The 15719-nt window shown below is 74.2% G+C and carries 15 protein-coding genes; 7 read left to right on the forward strand and 8 right to left on the reverse strand.

The window, feature by feature from the left end:
- Positions 1-2 precede the first annotated feature (2 nt).
- Positions 3-302: a hypothetical protein gene (locus ACZ6EM_RS17645; protein WP_401046684.1), complete on the reverse strand. Its 300-nt coding sequence runs from the start codon at positions 300-302 to the stop codon at positions 3-5.
- 246 nt (positions 303-548) lie between these two features.
- Between ACZ6EM_RS17645 and ACZ6EM_RS17650 the strand changes: the two genes are divergently transcribed.
- Positions 549-989 carry a hypothetical protein gene (locus ACZ6EM_RS17650; protein WP_401046681.1) on the forward strand — a complete coding sequence of 147 codons (441 nt, stop codon included), beginning with the start codon at positions 549-551 and terminating at the stop codon, positions 987-989.
- Positions 990-1089: 100 nt separating this feature from the next.
- On the opposite strand, the gene ACZ6EM_RS17655 is transcribed toward ACZ6EM_RS17650, so the two are convergent.
- Positions 1090-1719 (reverse strand): HAD family hydrolase, encoded by a 630-nt coding sequence (locus ACZ6EM_RS17655; protein ID WP_401046679.1) that lies wholly within the window; start codon positions 1717-1719, stop codon positions 1090-1092.
- Positions 1720-1775: 56 nt separating this feature from the next.
- Between ACZ6EM_RS17655 and ACZ6EM_RS17660 the strand changes: the two genes are divergently transcribed.
- From ACZ6EM_RS17660 to ACZ6EM_RS17685, 6 genes are all read left to right on the forward strand, one after another.
- Entirely contained in the window at positions 1776-2273 is a 498-nt protein-coding gene (locus ACZ6EM_RS17660; protein ID WP_401046677.1) for a flavoprotein, read from the forward strand.
- A gap of 107 nt (positions 2274-2380) precedes the next feature.
- A complete protein-coding gene (locus ACZ6EM_RS17665) occupies positions 2381-3769 on the forward strand; it encodes an NAD(P)/FAD-dependent oxidoreductase (RefSeq protein WP_401046674.1) in 1389 nt (462 codons plus the stop codon).
- A gap of 315 nt (positions 3770-4084) precedes the next feature.
- Positions 4085-5047, forward strand: coding sequence for a DUF6528 family protein (locus ACZ6EM_RS17670; RefSeq protein ID WP_465772706.1), 963 nt, complete (start codon positions 4085-4087; stop codon positions 5045-5047).
- Between the two features lie 251 nt (positions 5048-5298).
- Complete coding sequence (locus ACZ6EM_RS17675; RefSeq protein ID WP_380544493.1) at positions 5299-5616, forward strand: hypothetical protein; 318 nt, start codon at positions 5299-5301, stop codon at positions 5614-5616.
- Positions 5613-6266, forward strand: coding sequence for an acyl-CoA thioesterase (locus tag ACZ6EM_RS17680; RefSeq protein ID WP_401046669.1), 654 nt, complete (start codon positions 5613-5615; stop codon positions 6264-6266). The genes ACZ6EM_RS17675 and ACZ6EM_RS17680 overlap by 4 nt, the downstream gene beginning before the upstream one ends.
- A 358-nt stretch (positions 6267-6624) precedes the next feature.
- The gene (locus ACZ6EM_RS17685; RefSeq protein ID WP_401046666.1) at positions 6625-7020 is read left to right on the forward strand and encodes a DUF2267 domain-containing protein; all 396 of its coding nucleotides are present in this window, start codon (positions 6625-6627) and stop codon (positions 7018-7020) included.
- A gap of 43 nt (positions 7021-7063) precedes the next feature.
- Here ACZ6EM_RS17685 and manA read toward each other — a convergent pair whose 3' ends face one another.
- The 6 genes from manA to ACZ6EM_RS17715 form a co-directional block, all read right to left on the reverse strand.
- Positions 7064-8371, reverse strand: a complete 1308-nt coding sequence (gene manA / locus ACZ6EM_RS17690; protein ID WP_401046663.1) for a mannose-6-phosphate isomerase, class I — start codon at positions 8369-8371, stop codon at positions 7064-7066.
- 20 nt (positions 8372-8391) lie between these two features.
- Positions 8392-9324 (reverse strand): ROK family protein, encoded by a 933-nt coding sequence (locus ACZ6EM_RS17695; protein WP_401046692.1) that lies wholly within the window; start codon positions 9322-9324, stop codon positions 8392-8394.
- A gap of 67 nt (positions 9325-9391) precedes the next feature.
- Positions 9392-12433 (reverse strand): alpha-mannosidase, encoded by a 3042-nt coding sequence (locus ACZ6EM_RS17700; protein WP_401052435.1) that lies wholly within the window; start codon positions 12431-12433, stop codon positions 9392-9394.
- Between the two features lie 44 nt (positions 12434-12477).
- Positions 12478-13734, reverse strand: coding sequence for a glycoside hydrolase 5 family protein (locus ACZ6EM_RS17705; protein WP_401052437.1), 1257 nt, complete (start codon positions 13732-13734; stop codon positions 12478-12480).
- A gap of 58 nt (positions 13735-13792) precedes the next feature.
- Positions 13793-14716, reverse strand: coding sequence for a carbohydrate ABC transporter permease (locus ACZ6EM_RS17710; RefSeq protein ID WP_452178042.1), 924 nt, complete (start codon positions 14714-14716; stop codon positions 13793-13795).
- Positions 14717-14723: 7 nt separating this feature from the next.
- The gene (locus tag ACZ6EM_RS17715; protein ID WP_359904771.1) at positions 14724-15596 is read right to left on the reverse strand and encodes a carbohydrate ABC transporter permease; all 873 of its coding nucleotides are present in this window, start codon (positions 15594-15596) and stop codon (positions 14724-14726) included.
- Between the last annotated feature and the right edge of the window lie 123 nt (positions 15597-15719).

A 15719-nucleotide genomic window follows, 5' to 3' on the forward strand; every position in this document is an offset into this window, starting at 1 on the left:
CCTCACCCCGTTCCCGAGGGCGTGAGGTCCGGCCAGGGGCGGCCCGCCCGGTCGGAGGCGGCGGACCGCAGGAGGTCGAGGACCGTGGAGCCCGGATAGGTCCGGAAGTCGCGGTGGGTACTGCGGTGGTAGCAGCTCCAGTAGCTCACCACCCGCTGTTGCGTGCGGGCGAAGAAGGCGGGGTTGTCGACGAGGAACCGCCCGTAGGCCAGGCGTCCGGGGGAGTCCGGCACGGCGAGCGAGCGCAGCTCGTCCCGGATGTCGACCAGGATCTCCAGGACGTACTCGCCGACCAGCTGCACGACGAACGGGACGACCCACGGGTCGGTCGAGCCGACGATCTCCGCCAGGTGCCGCTGCCGGACCGTCCCGTCGTGGTGCCGCGAGTACAGGCAGTGCAGGGCCGAGCATACGGGCGGGTCCGGCCGGGTGTCCGGTCATTACGTGCACGTAGCGGGGGACCCCGGCGCGGGGTTTTCGCCACGGTTGCGCGCCGGGATCGCTCCGCTCCCGCCTCCGCTCACCAATTCCGTTCCTCCGGAGGAGCCTTGGCCTCGATCACGCTCGACGCCGAACGCCGTGTCCACGCCGACACCGGGCGTGTCCACGCCGACACCGGGCGTGTCCGGGTCGCCGCCGTGGACGCGCTGCGCTCGCTCGGCTTCCAGATCACCTCGGAGATGGCCACCGTGGTGGAGGCCCGGCGCGGCTCCGCCGTCCGCTCGGCGATGCTCCTGCCCGACCAGGTGCCGGTGACGGCCCGCCTCCACCTCGCGCCCGCCGACGGCGACCGCACCGCGGTGTCCCTGCACCTCGCGGACCGGGCGGTCTCGGTGATCGCCCTGGGTGTCCAGGACCCGTACGTGGCTGCCCTTCCGGACCACGCTGGGCGCCCTCGACCGGGCCCTCACCGGCCGCTCACCGTCTGCGCCACCACGCCCCGGTGCTCCCCGCCCTCCATCGCCCCGCCCGTCCGGATCCTGGTGTGAGGCTCACGGGGACGGGCCCGCCTCCGCGATCGCGCGGGTGCGGGACCGGTGCGGACCGGTGCGGACATGGCGTGCGGCGGCTGCGGGAGGCCCGTGGCCGCTACCGCCCCGTGAGGAGGTCGGCGAGGGCGGTCAGCGAGTCGACCGTCCAGTCCGCCTCGGGGGCCCGGGTCGTGAGGCCGATGTGGCCTCGGCGGAGGTGGGCGGTTCGCAGGCCCGCCGCCCGGGCCGGGGTGATGTCGTTGGCGGGGTGGTCGCCGACGTAGAGGATCTCGTGCGGGTCGCCGGGGGCCCAGGCGAGCAGGCGGTCGAAGAACTCCGGGGAGGGCTTGGCGGTGCCCCAGTCCGCCGAGGTGGCGATGGCGTCCGCCGGGAGCGCGAGCCCGGTCAGCAGGCCGGTGACCGGCGCGTTCTGGTTGCCCGCGATGCCGACCCAGAGGCCGGCGTCGCGCAAGCGGTGGAGGGCGGGCCGCACGTCGGGGTAGAGGTCCGTCTCGTCGAGGTGCTCGCCGTGGCCGGCGGCCTCCCGGGCGCGCCACTCGGCGGCGATGTCGGCACCGGGGCGCAGGACGCGGACGGCGTCGGAGTTGTCCCGGCCCCGGGCCACCACCGCGCCGACGAGGGCGGACATCGTGTGGGTCGGCACGCCGAGCCAGCGGGCCCAGCCGGCCCAGTAGCGGGTGTCGGAGACCAGGGTTTCGCCGATGTCGAACACCACGGAGCGGACCATGCGGGCAGCTTACTGTTCTGGGGTCCGCAGGTGGGTCGAGCGTGGGGATTCCGAGGGTGTCCGAGGACAGGAAGCCGGTGCTGTACGTCGTGGTGTGCGCGGCGGGGGTCGCGGGCGGGGTGGGGGAGCTGATCTCCGCCGCGCAGGAGCGGAACTGGGACGTCGGGGTGGTGGCGACCCCGAACGCCATGGCGCTCATCGACGCCGACGCGATCGTCGCGCGGACGGGGCGTCCGATCCGTTCGGCCTGGCGCAGGCCGGGGGAGCCGCGGCCGCTGCCGGACCCGGACGCGATCGTCGTCGCCCCGGCCACCTTCAATTCGATCAACAAGTGGGCCCTGGGCATCTCGGACACCCTCGCCCTCGGCATCCTCTGCGAGTCGTACGGCTGGGGCGTCCCGGTCGCCGTGCAGCCCTGCCTGAGCGCGGCGCAGGCGGCGCACCCGGCCTACCGGGAGAGCCTGGCGAAGCTGCGGCGGATGGGGGTGCGGATCGCGGACTTCACGCCGGGTTCGTACAGCTGGACGCGGGCCCTGGACCTGCTCCGGGACTGACAGGGTGGCTGATCGGCGGCGGCGATCCTTGCACTGTGAGGGGTGGCCCGCGGCGGACCCGCGGAGGTAGCGTCCGGGCAGGTCGGCGAGGGTGTGGGAGGTTTCCGGTGGCGGCGGTCAACGGCGAGGTGTCGTTCTGGTACGCGGCGGACGGAGTGCCCGAGGCGGGTCCCGGGCTGCCGGGGGACCGGGACGTCGACGTGTGCGTCGTCGGCGGCGGGTACACCGGGCTGTGGACCGCCTACTACCTGAAGAAGGCCGACCCCGGCCTGCGGATCGCCGTCCTCGAACGGCGCTTCTGCGGCTACGGCGCCTCCGGGCGCAACGGCGGCTGGCTGTACAACGGCTTCGCGGGCCGCGGCGCGTTCGCCAGGAAGTACGGGCAGCAGCGCGCGGCGGCGATGCAGCGGGTGATGGACGAGGCGGTCGGGGAGGTCGTCGGTGTAGCGGAGACCGAGGGGATCGAGGCGGACATCGTCCGCGGAGGAGTCCTCGAAGTCGCCCGGAGCAAGCCGCAGTTGGAGCGCCTCCGCGCCCATGTCGAGGGCGAGCGGGCCTACGGCGAGGGGCGCGTCGAGCTGCTCGGCGAGAAGGAGGCGAGGGAGCGGATCGACGTCGCCGGCACCCTCGGCGGCTGCTGGACCCGGTACGGCGCCCGCATCCAGCCCGCCCGACTCGCCCGCGGACTCGCGCGCACCGTGCGGGAGTTGGGCGTCGAGGTGTACGAGGGTACGGCGGTCACCGCGATCCTGCCCGGCTCCGGCTACCGCAAGCCCCGCGCCGTCACCCCGCGCGGGACCGTCACCGCCGACCATGTGCTGCGCGCCACCGAGGGGTTCACCGCCGGGCTGCGCGGCGAGAAGCGCACCTGGCTGCCGATGAACTCCGCGATGGTCGCCACCGAGCCGCTGCCGGACGGGTTCTGGGCGGAGGCCGGCTGGCAGGGCCGGGAGCTGCTGGGCGACTTCGCGCACGCGTACATGTACGCCCAGCGCACCGCCGACGACCGGATCGCGCTCGGCGGGCGGGGAGTGCCGTACCGGTTCGGCTCGCGGACGGATTCGGACGGCAGCACCCAGGTGGAGACGGTGCGCCAGCTCCGCCGGATCCTCGACCGGTTCTTCCCGGCCGCCGCGCAGGCCCGGATCGACCACGCCTGGGCGGGCGTGCTCGGCGTGCCCCGGGACTGGTGCGCCACCGTCGAGCTGGACCGGGTGAGCGGGCTCGGCTGGGCGGGCGGGTACGTCGGCAGCGGGGTGACCACCACCAACCTGGCCGGCCGCACCCTGCGGGACCTGGTGCTCGGCCGGGACACCGAGCTGACCCGGCTGCCGTGGGTCGGCCACACCGTACGGCGTTGGGAGCCGGAGCCGCTGCGCTGGCTGGGCGTGCACGCGATGTACGCCGCGTACCACGCCGCCGACCGGCAGGAGGCGGACGGGCGGGCCACCACCTCGCCGATCGCCCGGGTCGCGGACGTGGTCGCCGGGCGCTGAGCCGCCGGACGACGAGCCGCCGGACGTCGGGACCCCGGGCGCTGAGCCGCCGAACACCGGGTCGCCGCCGCACGGGCCGCCGAACACCGGCCCGTCGACCGGGCGCTGGAGGAGTGCGGTCAGCGCCCGGTTGACGGCCCGGCCTGCCGGACCGTGTGGCGGCGGCCGCCGGTGCCGTCGCCCGGCCAGGATGTGCGGATGACAGTGAACGAGCCGGATCCGCCGACGGCGTCGCCCGGTCCGCGGCCGCCGCGTCGATGGTCCGTTCGGACGTGCCGCCGAGCGGAGTCGGCCCGCAGCACCGACGGTGAAGGCGTGCTGAGGAGAACCCTGCCGGCCCTTGCGGTCGCCCTGCTGCTCTGCGTGCCCGGGAGCGGCGCGTGGGCCAGGTCGCCGGGCCGACAGGTGGCGGTCGTCGACCAGGCCTCGCGGAGCGTGCTGGTGCTGCAGAGCGCCGAGGAGCTGATGGCCTACCGCGGGCCGGGCCGGCTGCCGGTGGTCTGGGGCTGGAGTGCCGACCGGGCACCGGAGTTGGCGGATCTGACGCCCGCGCGCAGCTGGACGAACCCGGACGAGGCGAAGTCCCGTATCCGGCAGGGGCGCCGCTACCTGCTGACGACGGCCTCCGGCGGGTTGGCCGCCGTCGTGGAGACGACCGTGGGCCGCGTCCACTGGGCGGCGGACCTGGGGACGTCCGTCAACCCGCACAGCATCGAGCTGCTGCCGGACGGCAACGTGGCCGTGGCGGCGAGCGCGGGCGGCTGGGTGCGGCTGTACGCGGCCTCGCAGGGTCCGCGGGCCGCCGCGTACGCGGAGTTCCCGCTGCCCGGCGCGCACGGGGTGCACTGGGACGGGCGGAGCGGCCTGCTCTGGGTGCTCGGCGACACGTCGCTGAGCGCGCTGAGGGTGGGCGGTACCCCGGCCGCGCCCACCCTCACCGTGGTGCGCAGCAGCCCGTTGCCGGGGCGCGGCGGGCACGACCTGGCGGGTGTCCTGGCGGCTCCGGGGCAGTTCTGGGTGACCTCGCTGGCCGGCCTGTGGCGCTTCGACCCGGCCACCGACCGCTTCACCGCCGTGCACCTGGCCGATCCGGCCGCCGAGCGGGACGTCAAGAGCGTCGGTGACGAGCCCGGCACCGGCCGGCTGCTCACGGTGGCGCCCGAGCACGCCGCTCCGTGCGACTGGTGCACCTCGGTGATCACCCTGCACCGGCCCGATGGGGCGCGGTCGCTGCGCGGCACGCATCTGTACAAGGCGAGGTGGTGGAGTGGCTGGTAGCAGACTTTGGACTGCGGGGCGCCGATCTCGGGGCGCGCGTCGGAGATACCACCCGAAATGCGGACGGCATTCGGCTGATGGGGCATATTGTGTACACCGACAAACTACTCCGATGGGGGTCAGTTTCCCGTCGCGGTCCGCAAACCATCCGTCGCCCCCGGTCGGCTGGGATAGCGTCTTGGGGTCGGGGGGTCGACACCGATCCGGTGCAATCGAACGCTAGCTACTGGGCCGTAACGGCCGAATGAGTCATGGAGAAAAACATGCGGAATTTCCCTGCGGAAAACCGGCCGGACGGAGTGGACGATCTCCAGCTCGCGATGGAATCACTGGCCGCCTTCCCGTCCCGGAACGCCGGAAGCGGGGCCGATGTGACCGAGCGGCTCGCCGCCGTTCACGATCTGTGCCGCGCGGTCGACGCGGTACTGGACAGCCTCGTCGTCCAGGCCGCCGCCGAGGCCGCCGAAGAGGGGTGGACCGCGGCCCGGATGGCGGCCGAACACTCCGGCTACTACGCCAGGTTGCAGCGTGCGCTGCTCCCCGCCGGTGCCGGGCTGACCCGGCCGTGAACGCGGTGCAGCCGGGCGTGCACGTGCTGTCCTGCCCGACCCGGTGGAGCGACGTCGACGAGAACGGGCACATCAACAACGCCCGTCTGGTCGGCTACGTCCAGGAGGGGATTTACGACCTGTTCCGTCACCACGAAACCGCGGTGAGGGAATCGCTGTTCTCCTCCGGATTCATTATCGCGAGGCACGAGATCGACTACCTGGAGCAGTTGCACCACCGGCCCGAGCCGCTGTCGGTGCGACTCGCCGTGGAACGGCTGGGGCGCAGTTCGGTGCAGGTCGAGGTGAATGTCTGCCGGGATCGGCTCACCTTTATGCGGGCGCGGACCGTGGTGGTCGCGCGGGACCGCGAATCCGGCCGCTCGCGGGCGCTGAGCCCGGCCGAGCGGATCTTTCTCTCGGCGTTTATGGCGGACGCGGCCCGCGCCCAGGCGGTCCTGGCGGCCACGACGGTGACCGCGGCGACCACGGTGACGGCCCCGGCGACGGTGACGGCCCCGGCCCCGGCGGTGGTGGGTGCCGCCACGACGGTGGCCGCGGCGGCGGTGACCGCGACGACCCCGGCGCAGCGCGTACCGGGCGGCGCGGCCGCCGGTGCGATGGCGCCCTCCCGGCGGCCGCGCAGGCGGTGCCACGCCTCGGCGGGGTGAGCCCCCGCCGCGGGCCGGCGGCGTGATCGACGACGGCGCCGATCCGCCGGGGCCGGCCTTCCCCACCGCACGGCGTCCCGGGTTCTCCCCGCGTCCCAGGCCCTCCCCCGCACCCCCGGCCCTCCCCTGCGCCCCCGAGCGTTCCGGAGCCCCGGCGGCCGGTGTTTCCCGGCCGTCCGCAGGCACGGTTCCGCGGGTCCACGGCGGAAGGCCGGTTCCGAAGGCGCCGGGGCGAGTTACGCTGAGCAGCACGGGCACCGGTACGTCCCACGGTGGTCACGGGCTGCGATCCCCCTCCTGGCCCGGGGTGAGCAGGCCACCGGTCCGGCCGGAGCCCGCCGACCGGAAGGAGGACGCGATGACCATCTCCTGGGAGGACTTCCTCGCCCGCGTCGTGGAGCGCGGCGAGTACCGGGGCGAGGCCGAGGCGGATCACGCCGCCCGGGTCGTACTGGCCCTGCTCGGTGAGCACCTGGTGGGGTCCGCGCGGGTCGAACTCGCCGATGCGCTGCCCGTCGGCTACGCCTCGCTGCTGCGCGACGCCGTGCCCGCGGCCGAGCCGCTGACCGCCGAACGCTTCGTGCAGGCCGTGGTGGGGTGGATCGACGGGGCGACCCCGGCGACGGTGCAGTGGGACATCGGGGCCGTGCTCAGCGCGGTCGCCGACCTGGTCCCCGGGGAGTTGCTGGACCAGGTGATCGAGCAACTCCCGGACGGCTACGACCTGCTGTTCGGCCACCCGGCACCGGCCTGAGGCGTGTCTCTCGGGCTCCCTGCCGGGCGGCCGTCGGGTGCCGCTACCCCGTGGTGGCCCGGAACAGCTCCGCGCCCGGGCCGGTCAGTTCGATCGGCCCGGCGCCCGGGCGCAGGTAGGCCGACGCGCCCGCCGGAAGGGTGAGTTCGGCACCGCCGGGCGTTCGCAGCAGGGCCTGCCCGGAGACGCAGAGCAGGATCTGCGGGGTGGGGAGGTCGACCCGGGCGGCGGCCGGGCCGGGGCGCAGACGGGAGAGCCTGAACTCCGCGGCGGGGGAGGGGAAGACCTCCTCGACGCCGGTTCCGGTGGCTGTTCCACCACCCGTGCCGGAGCCGGAGCCCGGGTCGTCCCCGAGCCGGCGCGGCGCCAGCACCTCCGGCTCCCCGGGCCGGAAGGACGTGACCGCCAGCAGACCGTCCACGTCGACGTGCTTGGGGGTGAGCCCGCAGCGCAGTACGTTGTCCGAGTTGGCCATCAACTCCACGCCCACGCCCCGCAGGTAGGCGTGCGGAACCCCGGCGTCCAGGAACAGCGCCTGCCCGGCCGCGAGCCGGACGTGGTTGAGCAGCAGCGCGGAGAGCAGTCCCCGGTCACCGGGGTACTCCTCGGCGAGGCGGGCGTACGCGGCGCAGCTCGCGCCGTACGGTCCACCGGCGGCCGCCGTGCGGCGCAGGGCCTCGGTGACGGCGGCGAGTTCGCCGCCGGAGGCGTGCGGCCCGGAGCGCAGCAGCTCGGGCAGCACGGCCTCGGCGGGCCGGGCGCGCAGGGCGGCGGCCCAGGGGGACAGCACACCGAGCGCGTCCAGCAGCCGGGCGGTGGCGGCGGTGGGCCGGAAGCCGCAGAGGGCCTCGAAGTCGCCGAGTGCGCAGATGAGTTCGGGCTTGTGCCCGCGGTCCTTGAACACCCGCTCCGGCGCGTCCGCCGGGATGCCCCGGGCCTGCTCCGCCGCGTACCCGGCCTCGGCCTGGGCGCGGGTGGGGTGGACCTGGAGGGAGAGCGCCCGGTCGGCGGCCAGCACCTTGAACAGGAACGGCAGCGCGGGGCCGAACCGCCGTACGGTGTCCGGTCCGAGCAGGCCTTCCGGGTCGGCCTCGATCAGCCGGTCCAGCGGCTGCTGTCCGACACCGACACCGGCGCTGTCGCCGCCGAGGCCGGACAGCAGGGAGGGCGCCGACGGGTGGGCGCCCAGCCAGAGTTCGGCCTGCGGGCCGCCGTCGGGCGCGACGCCGGTGAGCGCGGGGATCGCGGTGGGCGAGCCCCAGGCGTAGCGGCGGACGGGGTTCCGCAGGAGGGCGAACGGCGGGAGAGCGGGCCGCGGCGAAGCGGGTGGCGGAAGGGCGGTCGGCGGCATGCGGGCGGCTCCGGGGAGGCTCAGCGGCAGAGCGCGGCCGCGCCGATCAGCCCGGCGTCGGTGCCGAGTTCGGCGCGGCGCACGTCCAGGCCGCGAATGTACGAGAGGGCGGCGTAGCGGTCCAGGTGGCGGGCGAGCGGGGTGAACAGCACGTCCCCGGCGCCGGCCACGCCGCCGCCGACGACGACCCGGGAGAGGTCCACCAGGGCGGCCGTGGCGGCGATCCCGGCGGCCAGCGCCTGGGCGGCGCGGTCGAAGGACGCGAGCGCGAGCGGATCGCCCGCGGCGGCGGAGGCGGCGACGGCGCGGGCCGTCCGGTCGCCGTTCACCGGCTGCCAGCCCTGGGCGAGCGCCCGGCGGGCGATGGCGGTGCCGCTGGCGAGGCCCTCCAGACAACCGCGCGAGCCGCACGGGCAGGGTTCGCCGTCCAGGTCGACGGTGATGTGCCCGAGGTGGCCGGCGTTGCCGCTGGGGCCGGGGCGGACCGCGCCGTCGAGGACCAGTCCGGCGCCGACCCCGGTCGACACCACCAGGCAGAGCGCGTTGCCGGCGCCTCGGGCCGCGCCCTGCCAGTGCTCGGCGGCGGCCATCGCGACGCCGTCCCCGGCGAGGCGGACGGGCAGTGTGCGCGCTGCCACCGCGGGGTGCGCGGCGACCTCGGCGACCAGCGGGAAACCGCGCCAGCCGGGGATGTTGACCGGGCTGACGGTGCCGTCGGCGAGGTCGACCGGGCCGGCGCTGCCGATTCCGACGGCCGTCACGGCGGCCCAGTCGGCCGTGCCGGAGAGTTCGTCCAGCACCCGGTGCACCACGGCGAGCACGGCCGCGCCCGGCTCGGCGGCCGGGGTGGGCAGCTGGAGCCGGTGCCGCAGCCGTCCGTCGGCGTCGACCAGTGCCCCGGCGATCTTGGTGCCGCCGATGTCGAGGGCGGCGAACAGCGGGGTGAGCGGCACGGTGGGCTCCAGGAAGTAGGGGGGCGGCGCCCCGGCCGCGGGGCCGGGGCGCCGAACAGCGTAGACGTCAGGCCGCGGCCCGCAGGCGCAGGGTGACCAGCTCGAACGGGCGCAGCGCGAGGCGCACCGCGCCGTCCTCGACGGACACCTCGCCGCGGGTGCCGTCCCAGGGCCGCTCCAGCAGGTCGCAGGGGACGGCGCCGGCCAGCGGGAAGGAGGTGGTCAGCCGGCCCCGGGCGCGGCCGCCGCCGGCCTCGTAGACCCGGACGATCAGGTCCCCGCTGCGGTCGTCGGCGAGCTTGACGGCGCTCACCACCAAGGCGTCGTTGTCCAGTTCCACCAGCGGGGCGACCTGCTCGGCGCTGCCGGTGACCCGCCGCTCGGGCAGGCCGATCCGGTAACCCTCGCGGACGGCGTCGCCGATCGCCGCGCCGGGCACCAGGGCGTGCCGGAAGCGGTGCAGGCCCTGGTCGGTCCTCGGGTCGGGGAAGCGCGGGGCGCGCAGCAGCGAGAAGCGGACCGTGGTGGTGGTGCCGCCGTCGTCGGGGCGCACGGTGCGGGTGACGTCGTGGCCGTAGGTGGAGGCGGTGACCAGGGCGACGCCCCAGCCGGGCTCGTCGAAGTGGACGAAGCGGTGGTTGCAGGCCTCGAACTTGGCGGCGTCCCAGCTGGTGTTGGTGTGGGTGGGCCGGTAGAGGTGGCCGAACTGGGTCTCGGCGGCGTAGCGCTCGGTGTGGACGTCGAGCGGGAAGGCGGCCTTGAGGAACTTCTCGGTCTCGTGCCAGTCGACCTCGGTGTCGATGTCCACGCGCTGTTCGCCGGCCGGCAGGGTGAGGGTCTGGACGACGGTGGAGGAGCCGAAGGAGCGGGTGATCCGCGCCGAGGCCGCGGCGGGGGACGCGGTGGCGGTGAGCGAGTCCACGCCGGTCAGGTCGGTGACGGTGTTGCGGTAGAACTGGTCCACGTCCCAGGCGTCCCACATGTTGGGGAAGTCGGGGTGCAGCTGGAGCAGGTTGGCCCGGCCGCCGGGGGCGACGGTCTCCCGGCCGGTCGCGAGCTCGACCACCGAGGCGATCAGCCCGTCCGCGTCCACGACGACCTCCAGCAGGCCGTTGCGCAGCGTGAAGCCGCCCTCGGCGCGCTCGACGGCCTCGCAGGTTCCGCTCGGCGGGGCGGTGGTGCCGGCCCCGCCGCCCGGCACCGCCGAGCGGGTGTGCGGCGCCGCGTTGAACACCAGCTCGCGCCCGCCCGAGGGCGCCCCGGCCAGTGCCTGCTGGGCCGCGCCGATCAGCCCCTCCAGCTCGTCGGCCAGCGCCGCGTACGTCGCCTCGGCCTCGCGGTGCACCCAGGCGATGGACGAGCCGGGCAGGATGTCGTGGAACTGGTGCAGCAGCACCGTCTTCCAGATCCGGTCCAGCTGTTCGTACGGGTAGTCCGCGCCGGTGCGCAAGGTGGCGGTGGCGCACCAGAGTTCGGCCTCGCGCAGCAGGTTCTCGCTGCGCCGGTTGCCCTGCTTGGTCTTCGCCTGGCTGGTCAGGGTGGCCCGGTGCAGCTCCAGGTAGAGCTCGCCGACCCAGACCGGCGGGTTCGGGTACTCGGCCTCGGCCTTGGCGAAGAACTCGGCGGGGTTCTCCCAGCGGACGACGGCCGAGCCCTCCAGGTCGTTCATCCGGGCCGCCTTGGCGACCATCTCGCGCGTCGTGCCGCCGCCGCCGTCGCCCCAGCCGGTCGGCGCGAGCGAGTGCCGGGCGACGCCCTTGTCCTTGAAGTTCTTCGCCGCGTGGGCGATCTCGCTGCCCTTCATCGAGCAGTTGTAGGTGTCCACCGGCGGGAAGTGGGTGAAGATCCTGGTCCCGTCGATGCCCTCCCAGAGGAAGGTGTGGTGCGGGAACTTGTTGATCTGGCTCCACGAGATCTTCTGCGTCAGCAGCCACTTGGAACCGGCGTTGCGGATGATCTGCGGCAGGCCGCCGGTGAAGCCGAAGGTGTCCGGCAGCCAGGCCTCGTGGTTCTCCACCCCGAACTCGTCCAGGAAGAACCGCTTGCCGTGCACGAACTGCCGGGCCATCGCCTCCGAGCTCGGCATGTTGGTGTCGGACTCCACCCACATGCCGCCCGCCGGGACGAACCGGCCCTCGGCGACGGCCTTCCGTACCCGCGCGTACACCTCGGGGCGGTGCTCCTTGATCCAGGCGAACTGCTGGGCCTGGGACATGGTGTAGCGGAAGTCCGGCTCGTCCTCCAGCAGCGCCGTCATGTTGGCGGTGGTGCGGGCCACCTTGCGGACGGTCTCGCGCAGCGGCCAGAGCCAGGCCGAGTCGATGTGCGCGTGGCCGATCGCGCTGATCCGGTGCGCCGAGGGCACGGCGGGCGCGGCCAGCACCCCTTCGAGCTGCGAACGGGCGGCCGCGGCAGTGCCGTTGACGTCCTGGAGGTCGACGGCGTCGAGCGCCCGCTCGACCGCGCGCAGGATGTCCCAGCGGCGGGCGCCCTCCACCGGCAGCTCGGCCATCAGCTCGCCGAGCACCTCCAGGTCCAGCACCAGCTGCCAGACCGTTTCGTCGAAGACGGCCAGGTCCATCCGGGCCAGCTTGTACTGCGGCTGGTCGCCGGACGTCTCCTTGTCACCCAACTCGGTGGGCAGGAACGGGTGATAGTCCAGGATGACCGGGTTGGAGGCGGCCTCGACGTGCAGCAGCACCTGCTCGCCGCCGGCCGCCGGGGCGGCGATCCGCACCCACTGGTTCTGCGGGTTGAGGCCCTTCACCGGGGAGCCGTCCGGGCGGTAGACCAGGCCCTCGCACTGGAAACCGGGCATGTTGGCGTCGAAGCCGAGGTCGATCAGCGCCTCGACGGTGCGCCCGGCCCACGCCTCGGGGACGGTACCGGTCACGGTGATCCAGCTGGTGCCCCAGGGCGCGCCCCAGGCGTCGCCCACCGCGATCGGGGTGCGCGGAGCGGCCAGGCCCTCGGCGACCGGGACGGGCTCGCCGGGGGCCGTCCAGATGCCGACCTCCAGTGGGACGGACTCGGGGTACACGGCCGGGCGAATGCGCTCGTCCAGGACGCGCTTGAGGCGGGACTCGACCAGGGTGCGGTCATCGTGCATGTCAGCGGGCTCCGTTGCGGGCTGGGTTGCGGGCTGGGTCGCGGTCAGAGAGAACGTACGTCGCAGGGGTGGACCACCTCGGTGATGCCGCGCGCGGCGAGGTGGACGCGGTCCTCGGCGCGCTCGGCGAGGACCGCGGTCGGGCGGGCGCCCGCCTCGGCGAGGCGCATGAACGCCTCGTACGCCGAACCGCCGGGGCCGCAGACCGAGCGGCCGGGCGAGGTGACCTCGTCGCCGGTGGCGACCACCACGGCGGTGCTGCGCGGCTTCGGCGGCTGCCAGGAGCGGCGGGCCTCGGCGGCGGCCTCGGCGAGCCGGGCACCGGCCGGTTTGACCGTCCGGTCGGTGGTCAACAGGCCGAGGCTGTACTCCAGTTCGGGGAAGTCGGCGAGCGAGCGGTCCACGTCGTGCGAGCACCACCAGGTGACGCCCCACAGGTCCGGGCAGTCCAGGACGGCCTCCACGGTGGCGCCGGTGAAGCGCGCGGCGTCCTCGGCCGTGATGTGCGGGGCGGGCGCGCCGACCTCCTGCAGCCAGACCGGGCGGGCCGGGTCGTCCGCCCAGGCCTTGGACAGCTCGACCAGGTACGCGGCGTGCTGCGCGGTGGCGGTGGAGTGCGCGCCGTAGCGCTGGGCGGTGCCGTTGAACACCCAGGAGTGCACGGCGGTCGCGGCGCCGATCCGGGCCGAGTGCCAGGGCGTGAACGGGTGCTCGTCCAGGTACCAGGCCGCGTCGTACGAGGCGTGCAGGTGCAGCCGGCCGGGGGCGCCCTGCTCGCAGGCGTCGAGCATCCGGCGCAGCCAGGCCTCCGCCTCGGCGGGGGTGGCCCGGTCCGGGTCGGGGTGCGGGGCGCCGGAGAACTGGTTGATCTCGTTGCCGAGCGTCATTCCGAGGAAGTTGGGCCGCTCGTGCAGCGCCCCGGCGAGGGTGCGCAGGTAGGCGGCCTGGCCGTCGAGCACCTCGGGGTCGGTGAAGATGTTGCGCCGGTGCCAGGTCCGCGTCCAGGACGGGAGGAAGTCGAAGCTGGACAGGTGGCCCTGCAGGCCGTCCACGGCGACGTCCAGTCCGCGCTCGCCGGCCGCGTCCACCAGGGCCGTCAGCTGCTCGACGGCGCGCGGACGGATCAGGGTGCGGTTGGGCTGGAAGACCGGCCAGAGCGGGAAGACCCGGACGTGGTCCAGGCCGAGGGCGGCGATGGAGTCGAAGTCGGCGCGCACGGCGTCGAGGTCGAAGTCGAGCCAGTGGTGGAACCAGCCGGCGCTGGGGGTGTAGTTGACGCCGAAGCGGGGGGCGGTGGCCATCGGAGAGCTTCCTCAACGGGTTCGGGGCGTACGGATGGTGGGCCATCCCTGGGGCGGGCTATCCCTTGACGGCTCCCTCCTCGACGCCCTTGAAGAAGAAGCGCTGGCAGACGCCGAACACCACGACGATCGGCAGGAAGGCGATCATGGTGCCGGCCGCGATCAGCCGGGGGTTGGCGGAGAAGGTGCCGTTGAGGTACTGGAGCCCGACGGTGAGGGTGTACTTCTGCGGGTCGTTGAGCACGATCAGCGGCCACAGGAAGTCGTCCCACGCGCCGATGAAGGTGAAGATCACGATCACGCTGAGCATCCCGCGCACGTTCGGCAGACCGATGTGCCACAGCCGCTGCCAGACGTTGGCGCCGTCCACCAGCGCGGCCTGGTCGAGTTCGGCCGGGACGGCGGCGAAGGCGGTGCGCATCAGCAGCACGTTGAGCATCGCGATCGAGCCGGGCAGCGCGACCCCGGCCAGGCTGTCGGCCAGGCCGAGACCGCGCACCAGCACGTACTGGGAGACGATGGTGACCTCGCCGGGCAGGATCAGGGTGGCGAGGAAGAGGCCGAGGACGAGCTTCGCCCCGCGGAAGCGCAGCCGGGCGAGCGCGTAGCCGGCCAGGGTGCAGCCGACCACGTTGCCGGTGATGCAGACCACGGCGACGATCACCGAGTTGAGCGCGTAGGTCCACACCGGGATGACGTCGGCGACCTTGCCGTAGTTGCCCAGGGTGGGCTGGTCGGGCAGGAAGCTCGGGGTGCGGGTGTAGACGTCCTCGGCGGGGCCCTTGAGGGAGGTGGACAGTTGCCACAGGAAGGGGCCGATGACCAGCAGCAGGACCAGCACCAGGAGCAGGTAGCGGGCGGCGGTCTGCGCGGTGGAGGGGGTGTTGAAGCCCCGGGAGCGCCTGGCGGGCCCGGCGGGGCCGGCGGGGCCGGCAGGCTCGGTGGTCGCGTCGTGGGACCGGGGCGTACGGACGGTGGTCATGGGGGGGTCAGGCCGCCTTCCGGTTCAGCCGCATCAGGAACAGCATCGGGCCGAGGGTGACGACGAACAGCAGCAGGCTGAGCGCCGAGGCGTAGCCCAGGTGCCCGTTGAAGCCACGGCTGTACATCTGGATCAGCATCACCACCGACATGTCCCGGCCGCCGGGGCCGCCCAGACCGTTGGAGAGCACGTACAGCTCGGAGAAGACGCGCAGCGAGCTCACCGAGATCAGCGCCGAGATCAGGATCATGGTCGGGCGCACCCCGGGCAGGGTGACGTGCCAGAACCGGTGCAGCGGGCCGGCGCCGTCCACGGCCGCGGCCTCGTGCAGCTCGCGCGGGACGTTGGCGAGCGCGGACAGGTAGATGACCATGTAGTAGCCGAGGCCCTTCCAGACGGTCAGGGCGATCGCGCTGAACAGCAGCAGCCAGCGATCGGTCAGGAAGGCGACCGGGGAGCCGGCCAGCCCGGCCTGCTGCAGCAGACCGTTGGCCAGGCCCCGTTCGTCCAGCACCCAGCCCCAGATCAGCGCCACCACGACGGCGGAGGCGATCACCGGGGTGTAGAAGGCGGTGCGGAAGAACGTGATGCCGGGAATCCTGCGCTGCACCAGCAGGGCGAGCAGCAGCGGCAGGACGGTCAGCAGGGGCAGGCAGACCAGCATGAACACGATGCTGTTGAGCAGGGCGTCGGCGAGCTGCTCGTCGTCCAGCAGCCGGCCGAAGTTCTCCAGTCCGGTGAACCGCCCGCCGCCCAGGGGCTTGGCGTTGGTGAAGGACAGGATCACCGTGTTGACGGCCGGCCAGAGGTTGAAGACGGCCAGCCAGACTATCGCGGGCCCGGCGAGCAGCCAGGGGGTGAACCAACGCCGGTGGGTCATGCCGTGCCTTCCTGGGGCCTGGGGGTGGTGCGGGCGGTTCCCGGGAGCGGCGGGCGCGGGGGAGCCCGCCGCTGGTCGCCGGTACGAGGGGTGGGGCGCCGCAGGGAGGGTGTGCCGGCGCGG

The organism is Kitasatospora sp. NPDC041917, assembly GCF_055589745.1.

Bases quoted from the DNA above. Each gene is read 5' to 3' on its own strand.
- ACZ6EM_RS17685 (WP_401046666.1), top strand. From the start codon at position 6,625: ATGACCATCTCCTGGGAGGACTTCCTCGCCCGCGTCGTGGAGCGCGGC.
- ACZ6EM_RS17675 (WP_380544493.1), top strand. From the start codon at position 5,299: ATGGAGAAAAACATGCGGAATTTCCCTGCGGAAAACCGGCCGGACGGA.
- manA (WP_401046663.1), bottom strand. From the start codon at position 8,371: ATGCCGCCGACCGCCCTTCCGCCACCCGCTTCGCCGCGGCCCGCTCTC.
- ACZ6EM_RS17705 (WP_401052437.1), bottom strand. From the start codon at position 13,734: ATGGCCACCGCCCCCCGCTTCGGCGTCAACTACACCCCCAGCGCCGGC.
- ACZ6EM_RS17715 (WP_359904771.1), bottom strand. From the start codon at position 15,596: ATGACCCACCGGCGTTGGTTCACCCCCTGGCTGCTCGCCGGGCCCGCG.
- ACZ6EM_RS17700 (WP_401052435.1), bottom strand. From the start codon at position 12,433: ATGCACGATGACCGCACCCTGGTCGAGTCCCGCCTCAAGCGCGTCCTG.
- ACZ6EM_RS17655 (WP_401046679.1), bottom strand. From the start codon at position 1,719: ATGGTCCGCTCCGTGGTGTTCGACATCGGCGAAACCCTGGTCTCCGAC.
- ACZ6EM_RS17710 (WP_452178042.1), bottom strand. From the start codon at position 14,716: ATGACCACCGTCCGTACGCCCCGGTCCCACGACGCGACCACCGAGCCT.